Here is a 20,906-nt window from a genome sequence, read left to right on the forward strand (position 1 = left end):
CACTACAATCGTAAGAGGCATCTCCGATGCGTCGCGGCCGGTCCGGACGGGTTCGCGGCGCGCGGCGTGCGATTGACGAAGGAGGGCGCGATGTTCCGGCACATCCTCGTTCCAACCGACGGTTCCGAACTGTCGCAGAAGGCGATCGACGGCGCGATCGACCTGGCGCGCGCGGTCGGCGCGCGCGTGACGGCCTACGCGTGCCTGCCGCAGTACCCGTACTCGCCGTTTTCCGAAGTGATCATCGAACCGCCCGCGGATTTCCGCGCGCGCAGCGAGCGCGAGGCACGCGCGCATCTCGGCGAGGTCGAAGCGGCCGCGCGGGCGGCCGGTGTCGTCTGCGACACGTGGACGAGCGTGCATCCGTCGCCGTATCTCGGCATCATCGAGGCGGCCGAACGCGGCGGTTGCGACGTGATCTTCATGGCGTCCCACGGACGCCGCGGGCTCGGCAGCCTGCTGATCGGCAGCGAGACGCAGCGCGTGCTGACCCATACGAAAATTCCGGTGATCGTTTATCGGTAGGGCGGTGCCGCCCTCGGCCGGGCGGGCAGCGTCGCAAAAAAGGGCGCGCCGGACGAAGCCGGCGCGCATCGTTGCAGGCGGCCCGCAGGCCGCGCGGCCGGTCGCGCGATTCGCATCGCGCGCCTGCCGTCTCCTCCCTGATTGTTGTCCGGTGGCCGGCGCCGCGCCGTGACGAGGCGCGCCCCGGCGCGGCGTTTGCGCGTGTTACGCGACCTTCTTGCCGTCGAAGAACTGTTCGTCCTCGGTCGAGCCGTGCAGCGCGGTCGTCGACGCTTCGCGCTCGACCGTCTGCGTCACCGCGTCGAAGTAGCCGGTGCCGACTTCGCGTTGATGCTTGACGGCCGTGAAGCCCTTGTCGGCGGCCGCGAACTCGGCCTGCTGCAATTCGACGAACGCGCTCATCTGCGTGCGGGCATAGCCGTGCGCGAGGTTGAACATCGAGTAGTTCAGCGCGTGGAAGCCGGCCAGCGTGATGAACTGGAACTTGTAGCCCATCGCACCGAGTTCCTTCTGGAACTTCGCGATCGTCGCGTCGTCGAGGTTCTTCTTCCAGTTGAATGACGGCGAGCAGTTGTACGACAGCAGCTTGCCCGGGAACTGCTTGTGGATCGCTTCCGCGAACTTCTTCGCGTACTCGAGATCCGGCTTGCCGGTTTCGCACCAGATCAGGTCGGCGTACGGCGCGTACGCGAGGCCGCGCGAGATCGCCTGCCCGAGGCCCGGCTTGGTGCGGAAGAAGCCCTCCACCGTGCGCTCGCCGGTCAGGAACGGCTTGTCGTTGTCGTCGACGTCGGACGTGATCAGGTCGGCCGCTTCCGCGTCGGTACGCGCGACCAGCACAGTCGGCGTGCCCATCACGTCGGCCGCGAGACGCGCGGCCGACAGCTTCGCGACGGCTTCGCGCGTCGGCACCAGCACCTTGCCGCCCATGTGGCCGCACTTCTTCACCGACGCGAGCTGGTCCTCGAAGTGGACGCCCGATGCGCCGGCCTCGATCATCGCCTTCATCAGCTCGAACGCGTTCAGCACGCCGCCGAAACCGGCTTCCGCGTCGGCGACGATCGGTGCGAAGAAGTCGACATAACCTTCGTCGCCCGGGTTCTTGCCTTCCGACCACTGGATCTGGTCGGCGCGCGTCAGCGTGTTGTTGATGCGCTTCACGACGAGCGGCACCGAGTTCGCCGGGTACAGCGACTGGTCCGGGTACATTTCTCCCGCGACGTTCGCATCGCCGGCCACTTGCCAGCCGGACAGGTAGATGGCCTTCAGGCCGGCCTTCACCTGCTGCATCGCCTGGTTGCCGGTCAGCGCGCCGAGCGCGTTGACGAACGGTTCGTTGTTGATGAGGCCCCACAGCTTTTCCGCGCCGCGCTTGGCCAGCGTGTGCTCGATCGGGACCGAGCCGCGCAGGCGGACGACGTCCTCCGCCGAGTAGCCGCGCTTGATGCCCTTCCAGCGCGGATCGGTTTCCCATTGCTTCTGCAGTTCCAGTGCCTGTTGCTGACGCGACATGATGAGCTCCTTGATGCGGTGTATTGCCGAATGCGCCGAATCTGACGGTCGTGATGCGGTTCGCGAAGCGGGGCGCGTGCCATTCCGTTTCGTGAAGTCTTGTATAAGAGTCTAGGCAAATCGGCAGGCGCGAAACAGGGGGCTTTGCACGGGATCGGGTAAATTTTTAACCGTTTTAAATCAACGATTTATATTTATCATTTCGAGATAAGAAATGCTTTTTCCCATCCCGCAATCGCACCGGTTGTGCCGTGCAACATGATTTTTTACGACGCAAAAAAATTTTTCGCATCGTGAAATGTCGGGCGAGGCGAAAAAAAACCGGCGCAGGTGCGCCGGTCGGCTGGACGGGTGGGGCCCATCCATGGGGCGGCGGCGAGGCGCCGCCCGTGCGTGCTTACGACGCGGAGTTGCTGCGGCGCGGGCCGCCGCTGCGCTGGCCGTCGCGACGCGGGCCGCCGTCACGGCTGCCACCCGGCTTGCCGCTCCAGCCGCCGCCATTGCCGCCGCCGTAGCTGCGGCCGCCGCTGCCGTTGCCGGCGTAACCGCCGCCCGGCTTGCCGCCGAAGCGACGACCGCCGCCGTTACCGCCGCCCGGACGGCCGCGGCCGCCGGTGGCGCCGTTGCGCGGGGGCGCCTTGCGCGGCTCGAACCCTTCGATCACGTTGACCGGCAGCGGCGAGCGCACGAAGCGCTCGATGCGCTTGAGCGCGCCTTGCTCGGCGTGGTGCACGAGGCTCACTGCCGTGCCCGAACGGCCTGCGCGGCCGGTACGGCCGATACGGTGAACGTAATCTTCCGCGAACTTCGGCAGGTCGTAGTTGAACACGTGCGTGATGCCCGGGATGTCGATGCCGCGTGCCGCGACGTCGGTGGCCACCAGCACGCGCACGCGGCGCTCGCGCAGCGCACGGATCGTGCGGTTGCGCGCGCCCTGCGGCAGGTCGCCGTGCAGCGCGGCCGATTCGAAGCCTGCATCGGCAAGACGGCCGGCGAGCTGGTCGGCGTCGATCTTGGTTGCCGTGAAGATGATGGCCTGGTCGAGTGCGTCGTCGCGCAGCAGGTGATCGAGCAGGCGATCCTTGTGATCGCGGTCGTCGACGTAGTGCACGGTCTGCGCGATGTTGGCGCGCGACTCGAGGCGCTGCTGGATCTCGATGCGTTCCGGATCCTTCAGCAGGCGGCTCGTCAGCGAACCGATCTTGCCGTCGAGCGTGGCCGAGAACAGCATCGTCTGGCGCGACGCGGGCGTGGCGTCGACGATCGTTTCGATGTCTTCGATGAAGCCCATGTCGAGCATGCGGTCGGCTTCGTCGAGCACGAGCATCTTCAGTTCGGACAGGTCGATACGGCCGCGCTCGAGGTGATCGAGCAGACGGCCCGGCGTGGCGACCAGGATTTCCGGGTTCTTCGCGAGCAGCATCAGCTGCTGGCCGTAGGCGACGCCGCCGAGGATGCTGACCGTGCGCAGGCGCTTCAGGTGCTTGCCGTACGTCGATGCGGCCGTGGTGACCTGCATCGCGAGTTCGCGGGTCGGCGTCAGCACGAGCAGGCCCGGGCGCGCGACGGGTTGCGGGCGGCGCGCACGGCGGTCGCCCTGGTTCGGTTCACGCGGCGCGCGCGGTTGCTGCGCCAGCGTCTTCTGGAGCTGCGCGAAACGTTCGATCGCGGGCAGCATGAATGCGGCGGTCTTGCCCGAACCGGTCGGGCTCGACACCAGCAGGTCGCGGCCGGCGATGCCGGCCGGAATCGCGCGCTGCTGGACCGGCGTCGGCTTCACGTAGCCGGCGGCCTGCAGCGCGGAGACGATCTCCGGCGACAACCCGAGCGACGCGAAGCTCGGCTCGTCCGACGCCGGTTCGACCGCGGCCGGTGCGGCGGCGTCGTCGAGACCGAGCGCTTGGTCGGCAATCGCGTTGAGCGGGCTGGAGTTGATGCTCGAAGTCATAACAATCCTTGAAACACAGTGGGTGAAACGTCGGCGCCAATCGCGCATACCCAAGTCGTCGGATTCAGCGAGCAAATCGGGAAACGGGTGCAATCCGCCGAACCGTCGGCGGATGAGGCATTAGAAGCTGTTTTGGGTGCGGCGCGCTTCAGGAGCGGGGCCGCCAGCCTGATAAGTGACGACCGCGAAGGTCGAAGCAGGAGGGGACAGGTTCTAAACCGGATTGGAGCTTAACGCTACGAGGCGTCTGGCCGGAACGGCTTGCGAGCCGAGCGCGGGAGGTGACGCAGCCAGCATTATAAAGATATTTGCTGCGCTGCGCCACTGATTTGATTGCCTATTGCGGCGGCGGGCGATCCGCTCAGGAAGCCGTGCCGTTTTTCAGCGATTCGACGAGTTCGACGTACTGCTGCTTTGCCGCATCCGGCGACGTGCCCTTCAGCGCGTCCCACGCGTCGTACTTGTATTTGCCGACGATGTCGGTGAAGCCCGGCTTGTCGCCATGCGCATCGCCGTCGGTGGCCTGCTTGAACAGCGCGTAGAGGCGCAGCAGGGTCAGGTTGCCCGGGCGTTCGGTCAGTTGCTTGACGTCGATCTGGGCCTGGTCGAATTGGGCGGCGAGTTCGCTCATCGGGTGTCTCCGTAAGGGTTTCAGATCGGGCGATCTTAACAAGCGGACCGCCGCGCGGGGTCGAGCGATCCTTCCAAACCGCCGCCGCTGCCGCGTATGCGCACGGATCGGTCCCGATCGCCCGTGGGAGCGGGGCGCCGCATTACAATGTCGGCCATGACGCAAACAGTGCTCCTCGCCATCGATACGTCGACCGAATACTGCTCGGTCGCGCTGCTGCGCTCGGCCCATGCCGATGACGCCGTTTCCTCCCCGCAAACCTGGGTCCGCCACGAACCGACGGGCGCCGTGTCGAGCACGCGCGTGCTGCCGGCGATCCAGGAACTCTTCGCCGAATCGGGGCTGACGCTCGCCGATTGCGACGCGATCGCGTTCGGCGCGGGCCCCGGCTCGTTCACGGGCCTGCGCACCGCGACCGGCATCACGCAAGGCCTCGCGTTCGGCGGCGGGCTGCCGGTCGTGCCGATCGGCACGCTGCTCGCGTGCGCCGAGCACGCGCGACTGCGCGCACCCGGCACGACCCGCGTGCTGGCCGCGCTGGATGCGCGGATGGATGAGGCCTACTGGGCCGATTTCGAATGGGACGCCGCCGCCGGCGACTGGCGCACGCTGCATCCGGCTTCGCTCGATGCGCCGGGTGCCGTCGGTGTGCCCGACGTGCCGTTCACGCTCGCGGGCAACGCGGCCGCCGCGTTCGGCGCGCAGTTGCCGGCCGCGGCGCGTGCGGCCGTGATCGACGGCGACGCGATGCCGCATGCGCTGGCCGTCGCGCATGCCGCGCTGCGCGCCTTCCGCGCCGGGCGGGTGGTGCCGGCCGATCAGGCCGCGCCGGAATACGTACGTGACAAGGTCGCGCAGACGACCGCCGAGCGCGTCGCGGCACGGGCCGCGCAGACGGGCGGAGCGAAGGGATGACAGGGGTTTTGCTGAGCGACCGCTATCTCACGCCGATGACGGACGCCGATCTCGACGAGGTCGTCGCGATCGAGCACGTCGCGTACGAATTCCCGTGGAGCCGCGGCAACTTCGAGGATTCGTTGCGCAACGGCTACTTGGGCGTGTGCCTGCGGCACGTGACGGGGACGCTCGTCGGCTATTGCGTGCTGATGCCCGTGATCGACGAGATGCACCTGCTGAACCTGTGCGTCGCGCCGGCCGCGCAGCACGCGGGCGCGGGCCTTGCGCTGCTGCGCGAGGCCGTGCGCATTGCGCGCGCGGAGCGGCTCGACGGGGTGCTGCTCGAGGTGCGGCCGTCCAATCCGCGTGCGATTCATCTGTATGAACGGTTCGGCTTCGTGACGATCGGCCGCCGCAAGAACTACTATCCGGCGAAGCATCGCAGCCGGGAGGACGCGATCGTGATGCGTCTGACGCTGAACAAGGACGAGGGGAACGCGCATGGCATGGGCTGAAGCGGCGCTCGAGGAACTGGGCCTCGCGCAGATCTGGGTGCGACGCGGGCAGCGCGCGGATAACGGTGCGGCGGCCGAAGCGCCCGTTCTTGCGCAAGCCGGGCCGGACGACGGGGTGTCCGCCGCCGCGGCCGAGCGGCCGGGACGCACGGCGCGCCCGCCGGTACAAGACGATGCATCGCCTGCAGCGGTAAGCGCAGACGATGCTGCACCGGCGCGCCGTGTTGCCGCGGGCGATCGCGCGCCCGCGCCGGTTGCCTCGGCCGACACGATCCCGCCGATGGACGACGTGCCGCCCGCCGGCGCCGACGATTTCGCGTGGTTCGACGCGGCGCCGCCGGGCAATCCCGCGCCGGTGGCCGAAGCGCGTCCCGCCGGCCCGCCGGTCGCCACCCTCGACTGGGAGGCGCTGGCCGCGCGCGTGGCCGACTGCACGCTGTGCCGGCTGTGCGAGAAGCGGACCAACACGGTGTTCGGCGTCGGCGACCGCGAAGCCGACTGGATGCTGATCGGTGAAGCGCCGGGCGAAAACGAGGACAAGCAGGGCGAGCCGTTCGTCGGCCAGGCCGGCAAGCTGCTCGACAACATGCTGCAGTCGCTGTCCCTCAAGCGTGGCGACAACGTGTACATCGCGAACGTGATCAAGTGCCGCCCGCCCGGCAACCGCAACCCGGAGCCGGACGAGGTCGCCAGCTGCGAGCCTTATCTGCAGCGCCAGGTCGCGCTCGTGAAGCCGAAGCTGATCGTCGCGCTCGGCCGTTTCGCCGCGCAGACGCTGCTGAAGACGGACGCGAGCATCGCGTCGCTGCGCGGCCGCGTGCATGCCTACGAAGGCGTGCCGGTGATCGTCACCTATCACCCGGCGTACCTGTTGCGCAGCCTGCAGGACAAGTCGAAGGCGTGGGCCGACCTGTGCCTTGCGCGCGACACGTTCCAGCGTACGGAAGGCGCCGACGCGAGCGGGCCGGCCGGGCAATGACGACCGGCGCGGCGTACGCATTCGTCGATACGCTGCGCGATACCGCGGTTCGCGATCTCGGCTGGCTGCTGGCCAGCCCGAGCCTGCTGACCGCGGTGCCGGGCGCGCCGCTTGCGCGGCCGTGGCCGGATGCGGCCGGGCGAGCGGCCGTCGAAGCGTGGCTCGCCGCGCTCGATGCGCAGCCCGAGCCGCTGCATCGCGCGCTCGATGGGTTCCGGCCGACCCGGCTCGGCCGTTACGCGGAATGCCTGCTCGAATATTTCCTCACGCACGGCCCGTCGCTGCGGCTGGTCGCGGCCAATCTCCCGCTGCGCAGCAACGGCAGGACGCTCGGCGAAGTCGATTTCCTCGTCGATGCGCCGGACGGGCAGCGCCTGCATTGGGAACTCGCGGTGAAGTGCTATCTGTGCGCACCGGTGCACGATGGCGCGACGCTCGCCGATTTCGTCGGCCCCAATCTCGTCGACCGGTTCGACCGCAAGCGCGGCCGGTTGCTCGATCACCAGTTGCGGCTCGGCGAACACGACGGGTTCGCGCGGCTCGGCTATGGCGCGCCGTCCGACGCGCAGATGTTCATCAAGGGCTGGCTGTTCTATCCGCACGGCGCGCCGTTGCCGCCGGTTTCAGCGGAAATCGCGCCGGATCATCCGCGTGGATTCTGGCTGACGCACGCGCAGTGGCAGGCGTGGGCGGCCGCGCAGCGTGCCGGTCTCGCGTGGAGTGTATTGCCGCGGCTGGCGTGGCTCGCGCCGCGGCGGGTTGCCGCCGATGCCGGCTTCGAACCCGAACCGCTGGCGGCGGCCCTGGAACTGCCGCCCGTGCTGACGCGCGAGGCGCCCTCATTGATCGGCATCCATGAAAAGGGCAGCGACGGCACGTGGCGCGAAACGGCGCGCGGCTTCGTCGTGCCCGACGACTGGCCGGCGCGTGCGCGGGCGTTCGCCGCGCAGGATCACTGACGCCGCGTCAGCGGGCGCTTACCACCAGCGATGAAAGTGATGGACGGGGCCGACGCCGTGGCCGACGTCGAGGTGCCCGCTCGCGGCGATCGCGCCGGTCAGGTAGGCCTTGGCTTCACGCACCGCGCTTTCGAGGTCGGGCTGCTGCGGCAGCAGTGCGGCGATCGCCGACGACAGCGTGCAGCCGGTGCCGTGCGTGTTGCTGACCGGCACGCGCGCGCCGTCGAGCCGCACGGTGCGCGCCGCCTCGACGAGCCAGTCGGGGCTCGCGGACGCGTCGGGCAGGTGACCGCCTTTCATCAGCACCGCGCGCGCGCCCGTTTGCAGCAACGCGTGGCCTTGCCGGACCATGTCGTCCTCGGTGGTGGCGGGCGCATCGCCCAGCAGCGCGGCCGCTTCGGGCAGGTTCGGCGTGACGACCGTCGCGAGCGGCAGCAGCGCGTCGCGCAGCGCATCGACTGCATCGGGCGCGAGCAGCGCGTGCGAACTCTTCGAGATCATCACCGTGTCGAGCACGACGAAGCGCGGCGCGTAACGCCGCAGCGCGTCGGCGACCGCGTGGACGATCGCCGCGTTCGCGAGCATGCCGATCTTGACCGCATCGATGCGGATGTCGTCGAACACCGCGTCGAGCTGTGCGGTGACGAATGCGGCGTCCGGCGCGTGTACCCCCGTCACGCCGCGCGTGTTCTGCGCGGTCAGCGCGGTGATCACGCTCGCGCCGTACGCGCCGAGCGCGGAAAAGGTCTTCAGGTCGGCCTGGATGCCCGCGCCGCCGCCCGAATCGGAGCCGGCGATCGTCAGGAGGTTGGGTATCGGTTGCGTCATGAGGGCAGCGCGCCGGTTCGAAGACCGGCGCCGGCGGACGGAAACGGGAAGTGTAGCGTCAGTGCCGCGATTCGCCGATCAGCGCGACCGAGTCGAACTGACGCTGGTTCGCCTGGTGGCGGCGCATCACGAGCCACATCGTCAGGCAGACGAACGTGCCGAACAGCACGATCACGACGCCGACCGGCACGTCGAGCCACACGAGTACCGCGTACAGGCACAGCATCACGAGCACCGACAGGTTCTCGTTGAAGTTCTGCACCGCGATCGAGTGGCCGGCCGACAGCAGCACGTGGCCGCGATGCTGCAGCAGCGCGTTCATCGGCACGACGAAGTAGCCCGACAGCGCGCCGACGCCGATCAGGAAGAGATACGCGATGATCAGGTAGACGGGCATGCGCAGGTGGCCGACGTGCACGGCCCAGTGCGCTGGGAACAGGTCGCGCGTGTAGAACGCCATCAGCATCACCGCGATGCCCATGATGATGCCGACGGGCAGCACGGTCAGCGACTTCTTCAGCGGGATCCGGGCGGCGGCGGCGATCGCGCCGGCCGCGACGCCGACCGCGACCACGGCCTGCAGGATCGCGCCTTCCGACAGCGACATGCCGAGCGATACCTCGGCCCACTTCAGCACGATGAACTGCAGCGTCGCGCCCGCGCCCCAGAACAGCGTCGTGACGGCCAGCGAGATCTGCCCGAGCTTGTCGCGCCACAGCACCATGAAGCAGTCGGCGAAATCCGTGAGGAGCTTGACCGGGCCGCGTTCCTGCTTCGGGTAGCGGGCGCCCGTGTCGGGAATGCGCAGGTTGAACAGCGCGGCGACCACGTAGATCGCCATGATGATCGCCATCGCCGCTTCGGCGGGCGTGCCGATCCAGGCGGGCGTGTGCGCGATCACGTGCGAGGCGATGTGCGGGCTGATCAGCGCGCCGCCGAGCACGGTGCCGAGGATGATCGAGCTGACGGTCGTGCCTTCGATCCAGCCGTTCGCGGCGACCAGCCGGTCGGCCGGCAGCAGCTCGGTGAGAATCCCGTATTTGGCGGGCGAGTAGGCGGCCGCGCCGAAGCCGACGATCCCGTACGCGATCAGCGGATGGGCGCCGAGCAGCATGATCAGGCAGCCGATCACCTTGATCGAGTTCGTGATGAACATCACGCGGCCCTTCGGGCGCGAATCCGCGAACGCACCGACATACGCCGCCAGCACCACGTACGACAACACGAAGAACAGCTTCAGCAGCGGTGTCATCCAGTTGGGGGCGTGGAGGTCTTTCAGCAGGGCGATGGCGGCGATGAGGAGCGCATTGTCGGCCAGCGACGAGAAAAACTGCGCGGCCATGATGGTGTAAAAACCTTTTTTCATCTGATGCGATGCTTTCGTCGCTGCGGCAGGGCCGCGTAGGCCGCCTGGTATGCGATCGGCTTATTCCGTTCGAAATGGGTTGTGCGCACGGCTTTATAACATGAAAATACGCCAATTCGGACTAGCAAGATTCCCCGATCGTTCCGCAAATTGTCGGCTTCGGTGCTCAAAAGGCGCGGTAAGCTGATGATTCGCAAGCGTCTTTACGTAAATTTCCCATGCCGCGCCCGATCTCCGCCACCATCCACACCGCCGCTCTCGCGAACAATCTCTCCGTCGTCCGTCGATTTGCCGGCCCGTCCAAGGTCTGGGCGGTCGTCAAGGCCAACGCGTACGGGCACGGTCTCGCCCGCGTGTTTCCGGGCCTGCGCGGCACCGACGGCTTCGGGCTGCTCGACCTCGACGAAGCCGTGAAGCTGCGCGAGCTCGGCTGGGCCGGCCCGATCCTGCTGCTCGAAGGCTTCTTCCGGTCGACCGACATCGACGTGATCGACCGCTACAGCCTGACCACGACCGTCCACAACGACGAGCAGATGCGGATGCTGGAAACGGCGCGGCTGTCGAAGCCCGTCAACGTGCAGCTCAAGATGAACAGCGGGATGAACCGGCTCGGCTACGTGCCGGAAAAATATCGTGCGGCGTGGGAGCGTGCCCGGGCGTGTCCCGGCATCGGCCAGATCACGTTGATGACCCATTTTTCGGATGCGGACAACGAGCGCGGCGTCGCCGAGCAGCTCGCGACCTTCGAGCGCGGCGCGGAGAGCATCGCCGGCGCGCGCAGCCTCGCGAATTCGGCGGCCGTGCTGTGGCATCCGGATACGCACTTCGACTGGGTGCGGCCGGGGATCGTGCTGTACGGCGCGTCGCCGTCCGGGCTGTCGTCCGATATCGCCGACACCGGGCTGAAGCCCGCGATGACGCTCGCGTCCGAGCTGATCGCCGTGCAGACGATCGCGAAGGGCCAGGCGATCGGTTATGGCTCGACCTTCTCCGCGCAGGCGCAGATGCGGATCGGCGTCGTCGCGTGCGGTTACGCGGACGGCTATCCGCGCGTCGCGCCCGAAGGCACGCCGGTGATCGTCGACGGCATCCGCACGCGGATCGTCGGCCGCGTGTCGATGGACATGATTACGGTCGACCTGACCCCGTGCCCGCAGGCCGGCGTCGGCGCGCGTGTCGAGCTGTGGGGCAACGCGCTGCCGATCGACGACGTCGCGCGCCATTGCGGGACGATCGGTTACGAGCTGATGTGCGCGGTCGCCGGCCGCGTGCCCGTGCGAGCGGAATAAGGGCGTCGCGCGTGGCCAAACAGAAAACCGTTTATGTCTGCAGCGAGTGCGGCGGACAGACCCCGAAGTGGCAGGGCCAGTGCCCGTCGTGCCAGGCCTGGAACACGCTCGTCGAATCGGTCGCCGAATCGCCGGCTGCCCATCGTTTCCAGTCGCTCGCGAAGCGGGCGCCCGTGCAGCGTCTCGTCGATATCGAAGCGGCCGACGTGCCGCGCTTCTCGACCGGCATCGGCGAATTCGACCGTGTACTTGGCGGTGGCCTGGTCCCGGGCGGTGTCGTCCTGATCGGCGGCGATCCCGGCATCGGCAAGTCGACGCTGCTGCTGCAGTCGCTCGCGGATATCGCGAGCGAGCGGCGCGCGCTTTATATCAGCGGCGAGGAGTCGGCCGCGCAGATCGCGCTGCGCGCGCAACGGCTTGCGCTGCTCGACGGCGGCGCGCCGGCCGACGAGCTGAAGCTGCTCGCCGAGATCCAGCTCGAGAAGATCCAGGCCGCGATCGATGCGGAACGGCCGGACGTGGCCGTGATCGACTCGATCCAGACCGTCTATTCGGAAGCGCTCACGTCGGCGCCGGGCTCGGTCGCGCAGGTGCGCGAGTGCGCGGCGCAGCTCACGCGCATCGCGAAACAGTCGGGCACCGCGATCATCATGGTCGGTCACGTGACGAAGGAAGGCAACCTGGCCGGCCCGCGCGTGCTCGAACACATCGTCGACACCGTGCTGTACTTCGAAGGCGACACGCACTCGTCGTTCCGGCTCGTGCGCGCGTTCAAGAACCGCTTCGGCGCGGTCAACGAACTCGGCGTGTTCGCGATGACCGAGCGCGGGCTGCGCGGCGTCGCGAATCCGTCCGCGCTGTTCCTGTCGCAGCACGAGCAGGTCGTGCCCGGCTCGTGCGTGCTCGTCACGCAGGAAGGCACGCGGCCGCTGCTCGTCGAAGTCCAGGCGCTCGTCGATACCGCGCACGTGCCGAACCCGCGACGGCTCGCGGTCGGCCTCGAGCAGAACCGGCTCGCGATGCTGCTCGCGGTGCTGCACCGGCATGCGGGCATCGCGTGCTTCGACCAGGACGTGTTCCTCAATGCGGTGGGCGGCGTGAAGATCACCGAGCCGGCGGCCGACCTCGCGGTGCTGCTCGCGATCCATTCGTCGATGCGCAACAAGGCGCTGCCGAAGGGGCTGATCGTGTTCGGCGAAGTGGGGCTGGCGGGCGAGATCCGGCCGTCGCCGCGCGGGCAGGAGCGGCTGCGCGAGGCCGCGAAGCTCGGTTTCACGTCCGCGCTGATCCCGAAGGCGAATGCGCCGAAGCAGCCGATCGACGGGCTGAACGTGATGGCCGTCGATCGCCTCGAGCAGGCGATCGACCGCGTGCGCGATCTCGAGTGACCGGCCGGGCAGGCATGCGGGCCGGGCATGCCCGGCGATCTGGCGCGTAATTCGTTGTAAAGAATATGTAGGCTCCTGTAACCCGCCGGACATCGCTTTTCCCTATCCTTTGCCGGGTTGTCGAACCGCGCAATGCGAAGGGAACCTATGTTGAAATCGTATGGTGAAGCGCCGGGCGGACGCCTTTACAACCTGCGCGGCTGCCGCGTGTCGGAGCCGATTCGCCAGCCGTGGGGCGGCGGATGCCGGATCGTCGAATGGATCGACGACGAAGGGCGCCTCGCGCGCAAGGTCGTGTCCGAGGACGTGACGGAAGCGGAAGTCGCTGCCGCGATCCGGCGGCCGACCGAAGGGCGCCGATACCTGATGAGTGACGACGAGCAGATGCCGCGCGATACGTTGCCGCGGCGCTGAGCCGGCGGCGCGGCGAACCGCCGGGCTGCGGCAATCCAGTCTGCAAGGCCGGGCCGGTGCGTCCGGCCTTGTCGTATCCGGGGTCGGAGCGTGCCCGGCGACGTGTCGAATCGCCCCGGGGCAGCCGGCGCACCGCGCGCGTGTATCAGCCGATCTGCTCGAGTTCTTCCTGTGCGGCGAGCCAGTCGGCCTCGACCGTTTCGAGACGCGTGTTGACGTCGCCGAGCTTGCGGATCGCGTCGGTCAGCGCCGTCTTGCGCTCGGCCTCGTAGCTGGCCGGATCGGCGACGAACGCGTCGAGCCGCGCCTTCTCCGCGTGCAGCGTCTCCATTTCCTTTTCGAGCTTCGTGATGCGCGTCTGCAGCGGCTTTTTCAGCACCGACAGGCGTTGCCGTTCCTCGGCGGCCTGCCGCTTCTGGTCCTTGCGGGTGGCCGCGGCACCGGCGCCCGGCGAAGCCGCGCTATCGGCCTTCGCGGCCGCGCGTTGCTCGGCCGCGTGCTGCAGCAGCCAGTCGCGGTAGTCGTCGAGGTCGCCGTCGAACGGTTGCAGCCGGTGCTTCGCGACCAGCATGAACTGGTCGGTCGTCGCGCGCAGCAGGTGGCGGTCGTGCGACACGAGGATCAGCGTGCCTTCGAACTGCGCGAGCGCCATCGTCAGCGCGTGGCGCGTTTCGAGGTCGAGGTGGTTTGTCGGTTCGTCGAGCAGCAACAGGTTCGGCTTCTGCCAGATGATCAGCGCCAGCGCGAGGCGCGCCTTTTCGCCGCCGGAGAACGGGCCGACCGGGCTCGTCGCCATGTCGCCCGAGAAATTGAAGCCGCCGAGGAAGTCCCGCAGTTCCTGCTCGCGCGTGTCGGGCGCGAGCCGCGCCAGATGGGCGAGCGGCGAATCGTCCTCGCGCAGCGTTTCGAGCTGGTGCTGTGCGAAATAGCCGATCGTCAGGCCCTTGCCGTCGCGGACGTGCCCCGACAGCGGCGCGAGCGTGCCGGCCAGCGTCTTGATCAGCGTCGACTTGCCCTGGCCGTTCGCGCCGAGCAGGCCGATGCGCTGCCCGTTCTGGATCGACAGCGCGACGCGCTCGACGATCGGGATGTCCGCGCCGTCGTCGGCATGGTAGCCGCAGCGGACGTCTTCCATCACCATCATCGGGTTCGGCGCGGCGTCGGGCGTGCGGAATTCGAACGTGAACGGCGACGCGATGTGCGCGGGCGCGATCAGCTCCATCTTCTCGAGCGCCTTCATCCGGCTCTGCGCCTGCTTGGCCTTGGTCGCCTTGGCCTTGAAGCGGTCGACGAAGCTCTGCAGGTGTTCGATCGTCTTCTGCTGCTTTTCGTATGCGCTTTGCTGCAGCGCCAGTTGTTGCGCACGCAGCACTTCGAACTGCGAGTAGTTGCCGCCGTAGCGCTTCACCTGGCGGTTTTCCAGATGCAGCGTGACGTTGCAGATCGAATCGAGGAACTCGCGGTCGTGCGAAATCACGACGAGCGTGCCGGGGTAGCGGTGCAGCCAGTCTTCGAGCCAGACGATCGCGTCGAGGTCGAGGTGGTTCGTCGGTTCGTCGAGCAGCAGGAGATCGGAACGGCACATCAGCGCCTGCGCGAGGTTCAGGCGCATGCGCCAGCCGCCGGAGAAGCTCGCGACGGATTCGCGCGTCTGCGCGAGCGTGAAGCCGAGGCCGAGCAGCAGCGCTTCGGCGCGGGCCGGCGCGGTGTAGCCGTCGGCGTCGGCGAACGCCGCGTGCGCGTCGGCTTCCGCCGCCCCGTCATGCGCGGCGGAGGCTGCGGCGATGCGCGCTTCGATCTCGCGCAGTGCGGCGTCGCCGTCGAGCGTGTAGTCGAGCGCCGAGCGGTCGACGGCGGGCGTTTCCTGCGACACATGGGCGATTCGCCACGACGGCGGCATCGAGAAATCGCCGCCGTCCGAGTGCAGCTCGCCGCGCAGGACCGCGAACAGCGTCGACTTGCCGGCGCCGTTCGCGCCGATCAGGCCGGCTTTCTCGCCGGGATTGAGCACGAACGAGGTCGACTCGAACAGCGGCTTGGTGCCGCGCGCAAGACTGAACTGATTGAAACGGATCACGGCGGAAATAACTGGCCAAAACCGCTATTCTAGACTGCGCGCCGCGCTCGCCGGGCATCGGCCGCTCGGCGAATGCCGCAACCGCGCAATTTCGCCTAGACTCCACGTCGATCCGGTTTCGTAAAAGGAGTGCCCGATGTCCACCCTGTATTCGTTCAGCGCAGAGACACTCGCCGGCGCGCCGGCCCCGCTCGACGCGTATCGCGGCAAGGTGCTGCTGATCGTCAACACCGCGAGCGAGTGCGGTTTCACGCCGCAGTACGCGGGCCTGCAGAAGCTGTACGACCAGTACGCGGCGCGCGGCTTCTTCGTGCTCGGTTTCCCGTGCAACCAGTTCGGCAAGCAGGAGCCGGGCGACGCCGCGCAGATCGGCGCGTTCTGCGAGCGCAACTACGGCGTCACGTTCCCGATGTTCGCGAAGATCGACGTGAAGGGCGATCACGCGCATCCGCTGTACCGCTACCTGACCGACGAGGCGCCGGGCATTCTCGGCCTCAAGGCGATCAAGTGGAATTTCACGAAGTTCCTGGTCGATCGCGACGGGCGCATCGTCAAGCGCTACGCGCCGTCGACGAAGCCCGAGGAAATCGCCGCCGACATCGACAAGCTGCTGTGAGGGCGGCGGCCGGGCGGCTCCGATGTTGCCCGGGCCGCTACAGGATCGGCGCGAACAGCCGCGCGACGTGCATCGCGATGCGCCGCCACGCGGGCGACTGGCGGTATTCGTTCGCGTCGACCTCGTAAGCCTGCGCGAAGTCGGCCTCGAGCATCGCCTCGACCTCGCCGGCGAACGCGCGGTCGACGGTCAGCACCATGATCTCGAAATTGAGCCGGAACGAGCGGTTGTCGAGATTGGCGCTGCCGATCGCCGCGGCGATGCGGTCGATCAGCACGACCTTCTGGTGCAGGAAGCCGGGCCGGTAGCGGAATACCTTCACGCCCGCATCGACGAGGTCGCGCGCGTACAGCTTCGACGCCTCGAACACCACGTAGTGATCGCGCCGGCTCGGGATCAGGATGCGCACGTCGACGCCGCGCATCACCGCGAGCTTCAGCGCGGAGATCACCGCCTCGTCGGGGACGAGATACGGCGTGGTGATCCAGACCCGCTCGCGTGCGGCATTGATCGCCTCGACGAAGAACAGCGAGCCGGTTTCCTGCTTGTCGGCCGGCCCCATCGGCACCGCGAGGCAATGCATGCCGTCGCCGGGCTCGGCCGGCGGCGGCAGCGCGATCGGCGGCAGCTTCTGCGTCGCCCAGTGCCAGTCTTCGGCGAATACGTACTGGATGCTCGCGACCACCGGGCCGCGGATCTCGATGTGCGTGTCGCGCCACGGCGACAGGCGCGGTTTCGCGCCGAGATACTCGACGCCGACGTTGTGGCCGCCGACGAACGCGCGATTGCCGTCGACCACGACGATCTTGCGATGGTTGCGGAAGTTCAGCTGGAAGCGGTTGACGAACTTCCGGTTGGTCGCGAACGGATGGACCTCGACACCGCCGCGGCGCAAGGCGTCGACGTAGCTGTGCGGCAGGTCGAAGCTGCCGATGCTGTCGTACAGCAGGCAGCAGCGCACGCCGGCGGCCGCGCGCGCGAGCAGCGAGTCGCGCAGCGTCTGGCCGAGCGCATCGTCGCGCACGATGAAGAACTGGACGACCACGTAGTCGCGCGCGGCGTCGATCGCCGACAGGATCGCCGAGAACGTCGCGTCGCCGTTCACGAGCGTGCGCACCGAGTTGCCGCCGAGGAACGGCATGCCGCCGAGCCGCGTCAGCGCGAGCACGGCGGACTGGCCGAGCGCGTCGGCGGCCGGACCGTCGGTCGCGTCGGTGCTGAGCCACGGCGAGCGCGGTGTGTGCATGCGCAACATTTCCAGCTCGTGGCGTCGCGCGTCGACGTAGCCGGAGAACTTGCTGCGGCCGAGGAACAGGTACGGAACGAGCGTCAGGTACGGCATGGCCGCAAGCGAGACGGCCCACGCGATCGCGCCTTGCGATGTGCGCGTGTTCATGATCGCGTGGCACGCCGCGACGATCCCGAGCACGTGGACGGTCAGGATCAGGGTGCCGAGATGTAGCCAGTCGAGGGTCATGGGCGCGTGACGGACTCCTGAAGTCGGGCGGCCGGGCGGCCGCCTACGCGCATCTTACCCAACCGTGCGGCGCAATGGTGCGCCGCACGGCGGGCGGGCCGGAAAGGCTCAGGCCTTGCGCGGCAGGTCCGACGCCTGGATCAGGAAGACGGCGTCGTCGCCCGCGCTGGTGGGCAGCCACGTGAGTTCGAGGCCGCCGAACGCGGCTTCGACGTGCTCGCGCTCGTTGCCGATCTCGACGACGAGCACGCCGTCGTCGTGCAGCCAGCGGTGCGCTTCGGCGACGATGCGCCGCACGATGTCCATGCCGTCGTCGCCGCCCGCGAGCGCCATCTCCGGCTCGTGCCGGTATTCGGGCGGCAGCGCGGCCATCGACGCCGCATTCACGTACGGCGGATTCGTCAGGATCACGTCGTAGCGCGAGCCCGGGTCGGTGCGGAAGGCGGGCAGCGGTGCGTAGAGGTCGCCGCGGTACAACCCGATGCGGTCCTCGAGGCCGTAGTCGCGCACGTTGATCTCGGCGACTTCGAGCGCCTTGTCCGACAGGTCGACCGCGTCGATCTCGGCATTCGGGAACGCGCTCGCGGCGAGGATCGCGAGGCAGCCCGAGCCCGTGCACAGTTCGAGCACCGCGCCGACCTGCTCGGGGTCGGCGACATACGGCTGCAGGCCGTCGTCGAGCAGCTCGCCGATGAACGAGCGCGGCACGATCACGCGTTCGTCGACGTAGAAGCGGTGGCCGTGCATCCACGCTTCATGCGTGAGGTACGCGGCCGGCACGCGGTCGGCCGCGCGCCGCTCGATTACCGCGAGCACGGCCGCGATCTCGTCGGGCAGCAGGCGCGCGTCGAGGAACGGTTCGAGCGTGTCGAGCGGCAGGTCGAGCGTGCGCAGCACGAGGTAGGCCGCTTCGTCGTACGCATTGTCCGAGCCGTGGCCGAACGCGAGCTTCGCCTTCGAGAAACGCGTGACCGCGTAGCGCAGCAGGTCGCGAACGGTGGCAAAAGGTGTCGTCATGCGAGGCTCCATCAGGCGATCAGTTGTTCGAGCACGCGGCGGTACACGTTCTTCAGCGGATCGACGAAGCGCACCTCGATGTGCTCGTCGATCTTGTGGATACTGCCGTTCGGCGGGCCGAATTCGATCACTTGCGGGCAGATGCGTGCGATGAAGCGGCCGTCCGACGTGCCGCCCGTCGTCGACAGCTCGGTCGTGATGCCGGTCTCGGTGCGGATCGCGTTCTCCAGCGCGCCCGACAGTTCGCCGCGCGGCGTGAGGAACGGCAGGCCGCTGACCGACCACTTCAGCGTGTATTCGAGGCCGTGCTTGTCGAGAATCGCGTGCACGCGTGCCTGCAGGCCCTCGACCGTGCTGGCGGTCGAGAAGCGGAAGTTGAACATCAGGTCGGCGTGGCCGGGGATCACGTTGGTCGCGCCGGTGCCGGCGTGCAGGTTCGACACCTGCCAGGTGGTCGGCGGGAAATATTCGTTGCCTTCGTCCCACTGCTCGGCGGCGAGCTCGGCGAGCGCCGGCGCGAGCAGGTGGATCGGGTTCTTCGCGAGATGCGGGTACGCGATGTGGCCCTGCACGCCCTTGACGACCAGTTCGCCCGACATCGACCCGCGGCGGCCGTTCTTGACGACATCGCCGAGCTCGGTCGTCGACGTCGGCTCGCCGACGATGCAGTAGTCGAGGCGTTCGCCGCGCTCCTGCAGCAATTCGACGACCTTCACGGTGCCGTCGGTGGCCGGGCCTTCCTCGTCGCTCGTGATCAGGAACGCGATCGCGCCGCGGTGGCCGGGGTGGGCCGCGACGAATTCCTCGGACGCGACGACGAACGCCGCGAGCGACGTCTTCATGTCGGCCGCGCCGCGGCCGTACAGCTTGCCGTCGCGATGGGCGGGAATGAACGGCGGCGAGGTCCATTGCTCGAGCGGGCCGGTCGGCACGACGTCGGTGTGGCCCGCGAACGCGAGCAGCTTGCCGGCGCGGCCGTCGGCGCCGCGCTTGACGGCCCACAGGTTGGTCACGCCGTGCGACGCGATGGTCTCGCATTCGAAGCCGAGCGCGGCGAGGCGCTCGGTCATGATCTGCTGGCAGTGCTGGTCGTCGGGCGTCACGGACGCGCGGGCGATCAGCTGTTCGGTAAGGGCTAGGGTGGCGGACATGGTTCGGACCACTTTCGATAAAAAATGCCGGCGCGGTGGCCGGCAGCGACGGGACGTCGGGCTGCGCCGACGGGCGCAGCGCGGGCGGCCCTAGGCGGCGAACAGCGCCGCGTATTGATCGGCCACGAAGCCGAGCGACTTCACGCGGCCGTTGACGACGAGCACGGGGCGCTTGATCACCGACGGCTTGTGGGTCATCAGCGCGACCGCGCCGGTTTTCGTTTCGGCGGCCGCCTTCATGGCGTCGTCCAGGCCGCGCCACGTGGTGCCGCGCTTGTTCACGAGCGCGTCGAGCGACACGTCCTTCAGCCAGTCCTCGATCAGCGGCGCGCTGACGCCGAGCTTCTTGAAGTCGTGAAACTCGAACTCGACGCCGTGATCGTCGAGCCACACGCGGGCCTTCTTCACGGTGTCGCAGTTCGGAATGCCGTAGACGACCACGGTGTGCGGCTTGGCCATCAGTCGCCTCGCAGCAGCTCGTTCAGGCCGACCTTCGCGCGCGTCTTCGCGTCGACCTTCTTGACGATCACCGCGCAGTACAGGCTGTGCGAACCGTCCTTCGACGGCAGGTTGCCGGCGACGACGACCGAGCCGGCCGGGATGCGGCCGTAGCTGACCTCGCCCGTCTCGCGATCGTAGATCTTCGTGCTCTGGCCGAGGTACACGCCCATCGAGATCACCGAGTTTTCCTCGACGATCACGCCTTCGACGACTTCCGAGCGTGCGCCGATGAAGCAGTTGTCTTCGATGATGACCGGGTTCGCCTGCAGCGGCTCGAGCACGCCGCCGATGCCGACGCCGCCCGACAGGTGCACGTTCTTGCCGATCTGCGCGCACGAACCGACCGTTGCCCACGTATCGACCATCGTGCCTTCGTCGACGTACGCGCCGATGTTGGTGTACGACGGCATCAGCACGACGTTCTTCGCGATGAACGAGCCGCGGCGTGCGATCGCCGGCGGCACGACGCGGAAGCCGCCCGCGGCGAAATCTTCGGCCGTGTAGTTCGCGAACTTCGACGGCACCTTGTCGTAGAACTGCGAGTAGCCGCCGGCCGGCATCGGCGCGTTGTCTTCCAGGCGGAACGACAGCAGCACGGCCTTCTTCAGCCACTGGTGCACGGTCCAGTTGCCGTCGATCTTCTCGGCGACGCGCAGTGCGCCGCGGTCGAGTTGCTCAATCGCGTGAGCGACGGCTTCGCGGACGTCGGCGGGCGCGGCCTTGGGCGACAGCTCGGCGCGGTTTTCCCAGGCGGTATCGATGATTTGCTGAAGTTGTTGCGACATGTTCGTTTTCGCAGGAGATGGATGGAATTGA

The 20,906-nt window shown here is 68.1% G+C and carries 20 protein-coding genes; 9 read left to right on the forward strand and 11 right to left on the reverse strand.

Going from position 1 to position 20,906, the window contains the following annotated elements:
- Positions 1–90 precede the first annotated feature (90 nt).
- Positions 91–525 carry a universal stress protein gene (locus AC0KUR_RS35505; RefSeq protein ID WP_034188874.1) on the forward strand — a complete coding sequence of 145 codons (435 nt, stop codon included), beginning with the start codon at positions 91–93 and terminating at the stop codon, positions 523–525.
- Positions 526–729: 204 nt separating this feature from the next.
- Here AC0KUR_RS35505 and aceA read toward each other — a convergent pair whose 3' ends face one another.
- From aceA to AC0KUR_RS35520, 3 genes are all read right to left on the reverse strand, one after another.
- On the reverse strand, positions 730–2,037 hold the full coding sequence (gene aceA, locus AC0KUR_RS35510) for an isocitrate lyase (protein WP_124610100.1): 1,308 nt from the start codon (positions 2,035–2,037) through the stop codon (positions 730–732).
- A gap of 397 nt (positions 2,038–2,434) precedes the next feature.
- Positions 2,435–3,985, reverse strand: a complete 1,551-nt coding sequence (locus tag AC0KUR_RS35515) for a DEAD/DEAH box helicase (RefSeq protein WP_124669744.1) — start codon at positions 3,983–3,985, stop codon at positions 2,435–2,437.
- Between the two features lie 361 nt (positions 3,986–4,346).
- Positions 4,347–4,616, reverse strand: coding sequence for an acyl-CoA-binding protein (locus AC0KUR_RS35520; protein WP_034188871.1), 270 nt, complete (start codon positions 4,614–4,616; stop codon positions 4,347–4,349).
- 147 nt (positions 4,617–4,763) lie between these two features.
- Here AC0KUR_RS35520 and tsaB point away from each other — a divergent pair, with 147 nt between their 5' ends.
- Genes tsaB through AC0KUR_RS35540 form a run of 4 tightly spaced genes read left to right on the forward strand, consistent with a single transcriptional unit; the run spans position 4,764 to position 7,966 of the window.
- The gene (tsaB, locus tag AC0KUR_RS35525; protein WP_034188870.1) at positions 4,764–5,531 is read left to right on the forward strand and encodes a tRNA (adenosine(37)-N6)-threonylcarbamoyltransferase complex dimerization subunit type 1 TsaB; all 768 of its coding nucleotides are present in this window, start codon (positions 4,764–4,766) and stop codon (positions 5,529–5,531) included.
- Positions 5,528–6,028, forward strand: coding sequence for a ribosomal protein S18-alanine N-acetyltransferase (gene rimI / locus AC0KUR_RS35530; RefSeq protein ID WP_034188869.1), 501 nt, complete (start codon positions 5,528–5,530; stop codon positions 6,026–6,028). Before tsaB ends, rimI begins: the two co-directional genes overlap by 4 nt.
- A complete protein-coding gene (locus AC0KUR_RS35535) occupies positions 6,015–7,007 on the forward strand; it encodes a uracil-DNA glycosylase (protein WP_473377210.1) in 993 nt (330 codons plus the stop codon). Before rimI ends, AC0KUR_RS35535 begins: the two co-directional genes overlap by 14 nt.
- Positions 7,004–7,966: a DUF1853 family protein gene (locus tag AC0KUR_RS35540; protein ID WP_473377211.1), complete on the forward strand. Its 963-nt coding sequence runs from the start codon at positions 7,004–7,006 to the stop codon at positions 7,964–7,966. Before AC0KUR_RS35535 ends, AC0KUR_RS35540 begins: the two co-directional genes overlap by 4 nt.
- A gap of 18 nt (positions 7,967–7,984) precedes the next feature.
- Here the strand turns inward: AC0KUR_RS35540 and thiD are convergent, their stop codons facing one another.
- Complete coding sequence (gene thiD / locus AC0KUR_RS35545; RefSeq protein WP_200088337.1) at positions 7,985–8,794, reverse strand: bifunctional hydroxymethylpyrimidine kinase/phosphomethylpyrimidine kinase; 810 nt, start codon at positions 8,792–8,794, stop codon at positions 7,985–7,987.
- 58 nt (positions 8,795–8,852) lie between these two features.
- Positions 8,853–10,160, reverse strand: coding sequence for a lysophospholipid transporter LplT (lplT, locus tag AC0KUR_RS35550; RefSeq protein ID WP_034188865.1), 1,308 nt, complete (start codon positions 10,158–10,160; stop codon positions 8,853–8,855).
- Positions 10,161–10,378: 218 nt separating this feature from the next.
- On the opposite strand from lplT, the gene alr reads away from it, so the two are divergent.
- From alr to AC0KUR_RS35565, 3 genes are all read left to right on the forward strand, one after another.
- A complete protein-coding gene (gene alr, locus AC0KUR_RS35555) occupies positions 10,379–11,449 on the forward strand; it encodes an alanine racemase (RefSeq protein ID WP_034188864.1) in 1,071 nt (356 codons plus the stop codon).
- Between the two features lie 11 nt (positions 11,450–11,460).
- A complete protein-coding gene (radA, locus tag AC0KUR_RS35560) occupies positions 11,461–12,837 on the forward strand; it encodes a DNA repair protein RadA (protein WP_034188863.1) in 1,377 nt (458 codons plus the stop codon).
- A 147-nt stretch (positions 12,838–12,984) separates the two neighbouring features.
- Complete coding sequence (locus tag AC0KUR_RS35565) at positions 12,985–13,251, forward strand: DUF2866 domain-containing protein (protein ID WP_034188862.1); 267 nt, start codon at positions 12,985–12,987, stop codon at positions 13,249–13,251.
- A 145-nt stretch (positions 13,252–13,396) separates the two neighbouring features.
- On the opposite strand, the gene AC0KUR_RS35570 is transcribed toward AC0KUR_RS35565, so the two are convergent.
- The gene (locus AC0KUR_RS35570) at positions 13,397–15,328 is read right to left on the reverse strand and encodes an ATP-binding cassette domain-containing protein (protein ID WP_034188861.1); all 1,932 of its coding nucleotides are present in this window, start codon (positions 15,326–15,328) and stop codon (positions 13,397–13,399) included.
- Between the two features lie 136 nt (positions 15,329–15,464).
- On the opposite strand from AC0KUR_RS35570, the gene AC0KUR_RS35575 reads away from it, so the two are divergent.
- Complete coding sequence (locus AC0KUR_RS35575) at positions 15,465–15,944, forward strand: glutathione peroxidase (RefSeq protein WP_034188860.1); 480 nt, start codon at positions 15,465–15,467, stop codon at positions 15,942–15,944.
- Between the two features lie 37 nt (positions 15,945–15,981).
- On the opposite strand, the gene cls is transcribed toward AC0KUR_RS35575, so the two are convergent.
- The 5 genes from cls to dapD all read right to left on the reverse strand — a co-directional run bounded on the left by cls (position 15,982) and on the right by dapD (position 20,875).
- Complete coding sequence (cls, locus tag AC0KUR_RS35580; RefSeq protein ID WP_473377212.1) at positions 15,982–17,421, reverse strand: cardiolipin synthase; 1,440 nt, start codon at positions 17,419–17,421, stop codon at positions 15,982–15,984.
- Between the two features lie 108 nt (positions 17,422–17,529).
- Complete coding sequence (prmB, locus tag AC0KUR_RS35585; RefSeq protein ID WP_034188858.1) at positions 17,530–18,438, reverse strand: 50S ribosomal protein L3 N(5)-glutamine methyltransferase; 909 nt, start codon at positions 18,436–18,438, stop codon at positions 17,530–17,532.
- An 11-nt stretch (positions 18,439–18,449) separates the two neighbouring features.
- On the reverse strand, positions 18,450–19,589 hold the full coding sequence (dapE, locus tag AC0KUR_RS35590) for a succinyl-diaminopimelate desuccinylase (protein WP_049030978.1): 1,140 nt from the start codon (positions 19,587–19,589) through the stop codon (positions 18,450–18,452).
- Positions 19,590–19,679: 90 nt separating this feature from the next.
- Positions 19,680–20,048, reverse strand: coding sequence for an ArsC family reductase (locus AC0KUR_RS35595; protein ID WP_124669738.1), 369 nt, complete (start codon positions 20,046–20,048; stop codon positions 19,680–19,682).
- Positions 20,048–20,875, reverse strand: coding sequence for a 2,3,4,5-tetrahydropyridine-2,6-dicarboxylate N-succinyltransferase (gene dapD / locus AC0KUR_RS35600; protein ID WP_006759623.1), 828 nt, complete (start codon positions 20,873–20,875; stop codon positions 20,048–20,050). Before dapD ends, AC0KUR_RS35595 begins: the two co-directional genes overlap by 1 nt.
- Positions 20,876–20,906 lie beyond the last annotated feature (31 nt).

The organism is Burkholderia sp. YHN3-13 (assembly GCF_055810675.1).

What these genes read in the sequence shown, in the direction of transcription:
- prmB (WP_034188858.1), bottom strand. Translation starts at nt 18,438, where the DNA reads ATGACGACACCTTTTGCCACCGTTCGCGACCTGCTGCGCTACGCGGTC.
- tsaB (WP_034188870.1), top strand. Translation starts at nt 4,764, where the DNA reads ATGTCGGCCATGACGCAAACAGTGCTCCTCGCCATCGATACGTCGACC.
- aceA (WP_124610100.1), bottom strand. Translation starts at nt 2,037, where the DNA reads ATGTCGCGTCAGCAACAGGCACTGGAACTGCAGAAGCAATGGGAAACC.
- AC0KUR_RS35505 (WP_034188874.1), top strand. Translation starts at nt 91, where the DNA reads ATGTTCCGGCACATCCTCGTTCCAACCGACGGTTCCGAACTGTCGCAG.
- AC0KUR_RS35575 (WP_034188860.1), top strand. Translation starts at nt 15,465, where the DNA reads ATGTCCACCCTGTATTCGTTCAGCGCAGAGACACTCGCCGGCGCGCCG.
- AC0KUR_RS35565 (WP_034188862.1), top strand. Translation starts at nt 12,985, where the DNA reads ATGTTGAAATCGTATGGTGAAGCGCCGGGCGGACGCCTTTACAACCTG.
- dapD (WP_006759623.1), bottom strand. Translation starts at nt 20,875, where the DNA reads ATGTCGCAACAACTTCAGCAAATCATCGATACCGCCTGGGAAAACCGC.
- AC0KUR_RS35540 (WP_473377211.1), top strand. Translation starts at nt 7,004, where the DNA reads ATGACGACCGGCGCGGCGTACGCATTCGTCGATACGCTGCGCGATACC.
- lplT (WP_034188865.1), bottom strand. Translation starts at nt 10,160, where the DNA reads ATGAAAAAAGGTTTTTACACCATCATGGCCGCGCAGTTTTTCTCGTCG.
- AC0KUR_RS35535 (WP_473377210.1), top strand. Translation starts at nt 6,015, where the DNA reads ATGGCATGGGCTGAAGCGGCGCTCGAGGAACTGGGCCTCGCGCAGATC.
- AC0KUR_RS35515 (WP_124669744.1), bottom strand. Translation starts at nt 3,985, where the DNA reads ATGACTTCGAGCATCAACTCCAGCCCGCTCAACGCGATTGCCGACCAA.
- cls (WP_473377212.1), bottom strand. Translation starts at nt 17,421, where the DNA reads ATGACCCTCGACTGGCTACATCTCGGCACCCTGATCCTGACCGTCCAC.
- AC0KUR_RS35595 (WP_124669738.1), bottom strand. Translation starts at nt 20,048, where the DNA reads ATGGCCAAGCCGCACACCGTGGTCGTCTACGGCATTCCGAACTGCGAC.
- thiD (WP_200088337.1), bottom strand. Translation starts at nt 8,794, where the DNA reads ATGACGCAACCGATACCCAACCTCCTGACGATCGCCGGCTCCGATTCG.
- dapE (WP_049030978.1), bottom strand. Translation starts at nt 19,589, where the DNA reads ATGTCCGCCACCCTAGCCCTTACCGAACAGCTGATCGCCCGCGCGTCC.
- rimI (WP_034188869.1), top strand. Translation starts at nt 5,528, where the DNA reads ATGACAGGGGTTTTGCTGAGCGACCGCTATCTCACGCCGATGACGGAC.
- AC0KUR_RS35520 (WP_034188871.1), bottom strand. Translation starts at nt 4,616, where the DNA reads ATGAGCGAACTCGCCGCCCAATTCGACCAGGCCCAGATCGACGTCAAG.
- alr (WP_034188864.1), top strand. Translation starts at nt 10,379, where the DNA reads ATGCCGCGCCCGATCTCCGCCACCATCCACACCGCCGCTCTCGCGAAC.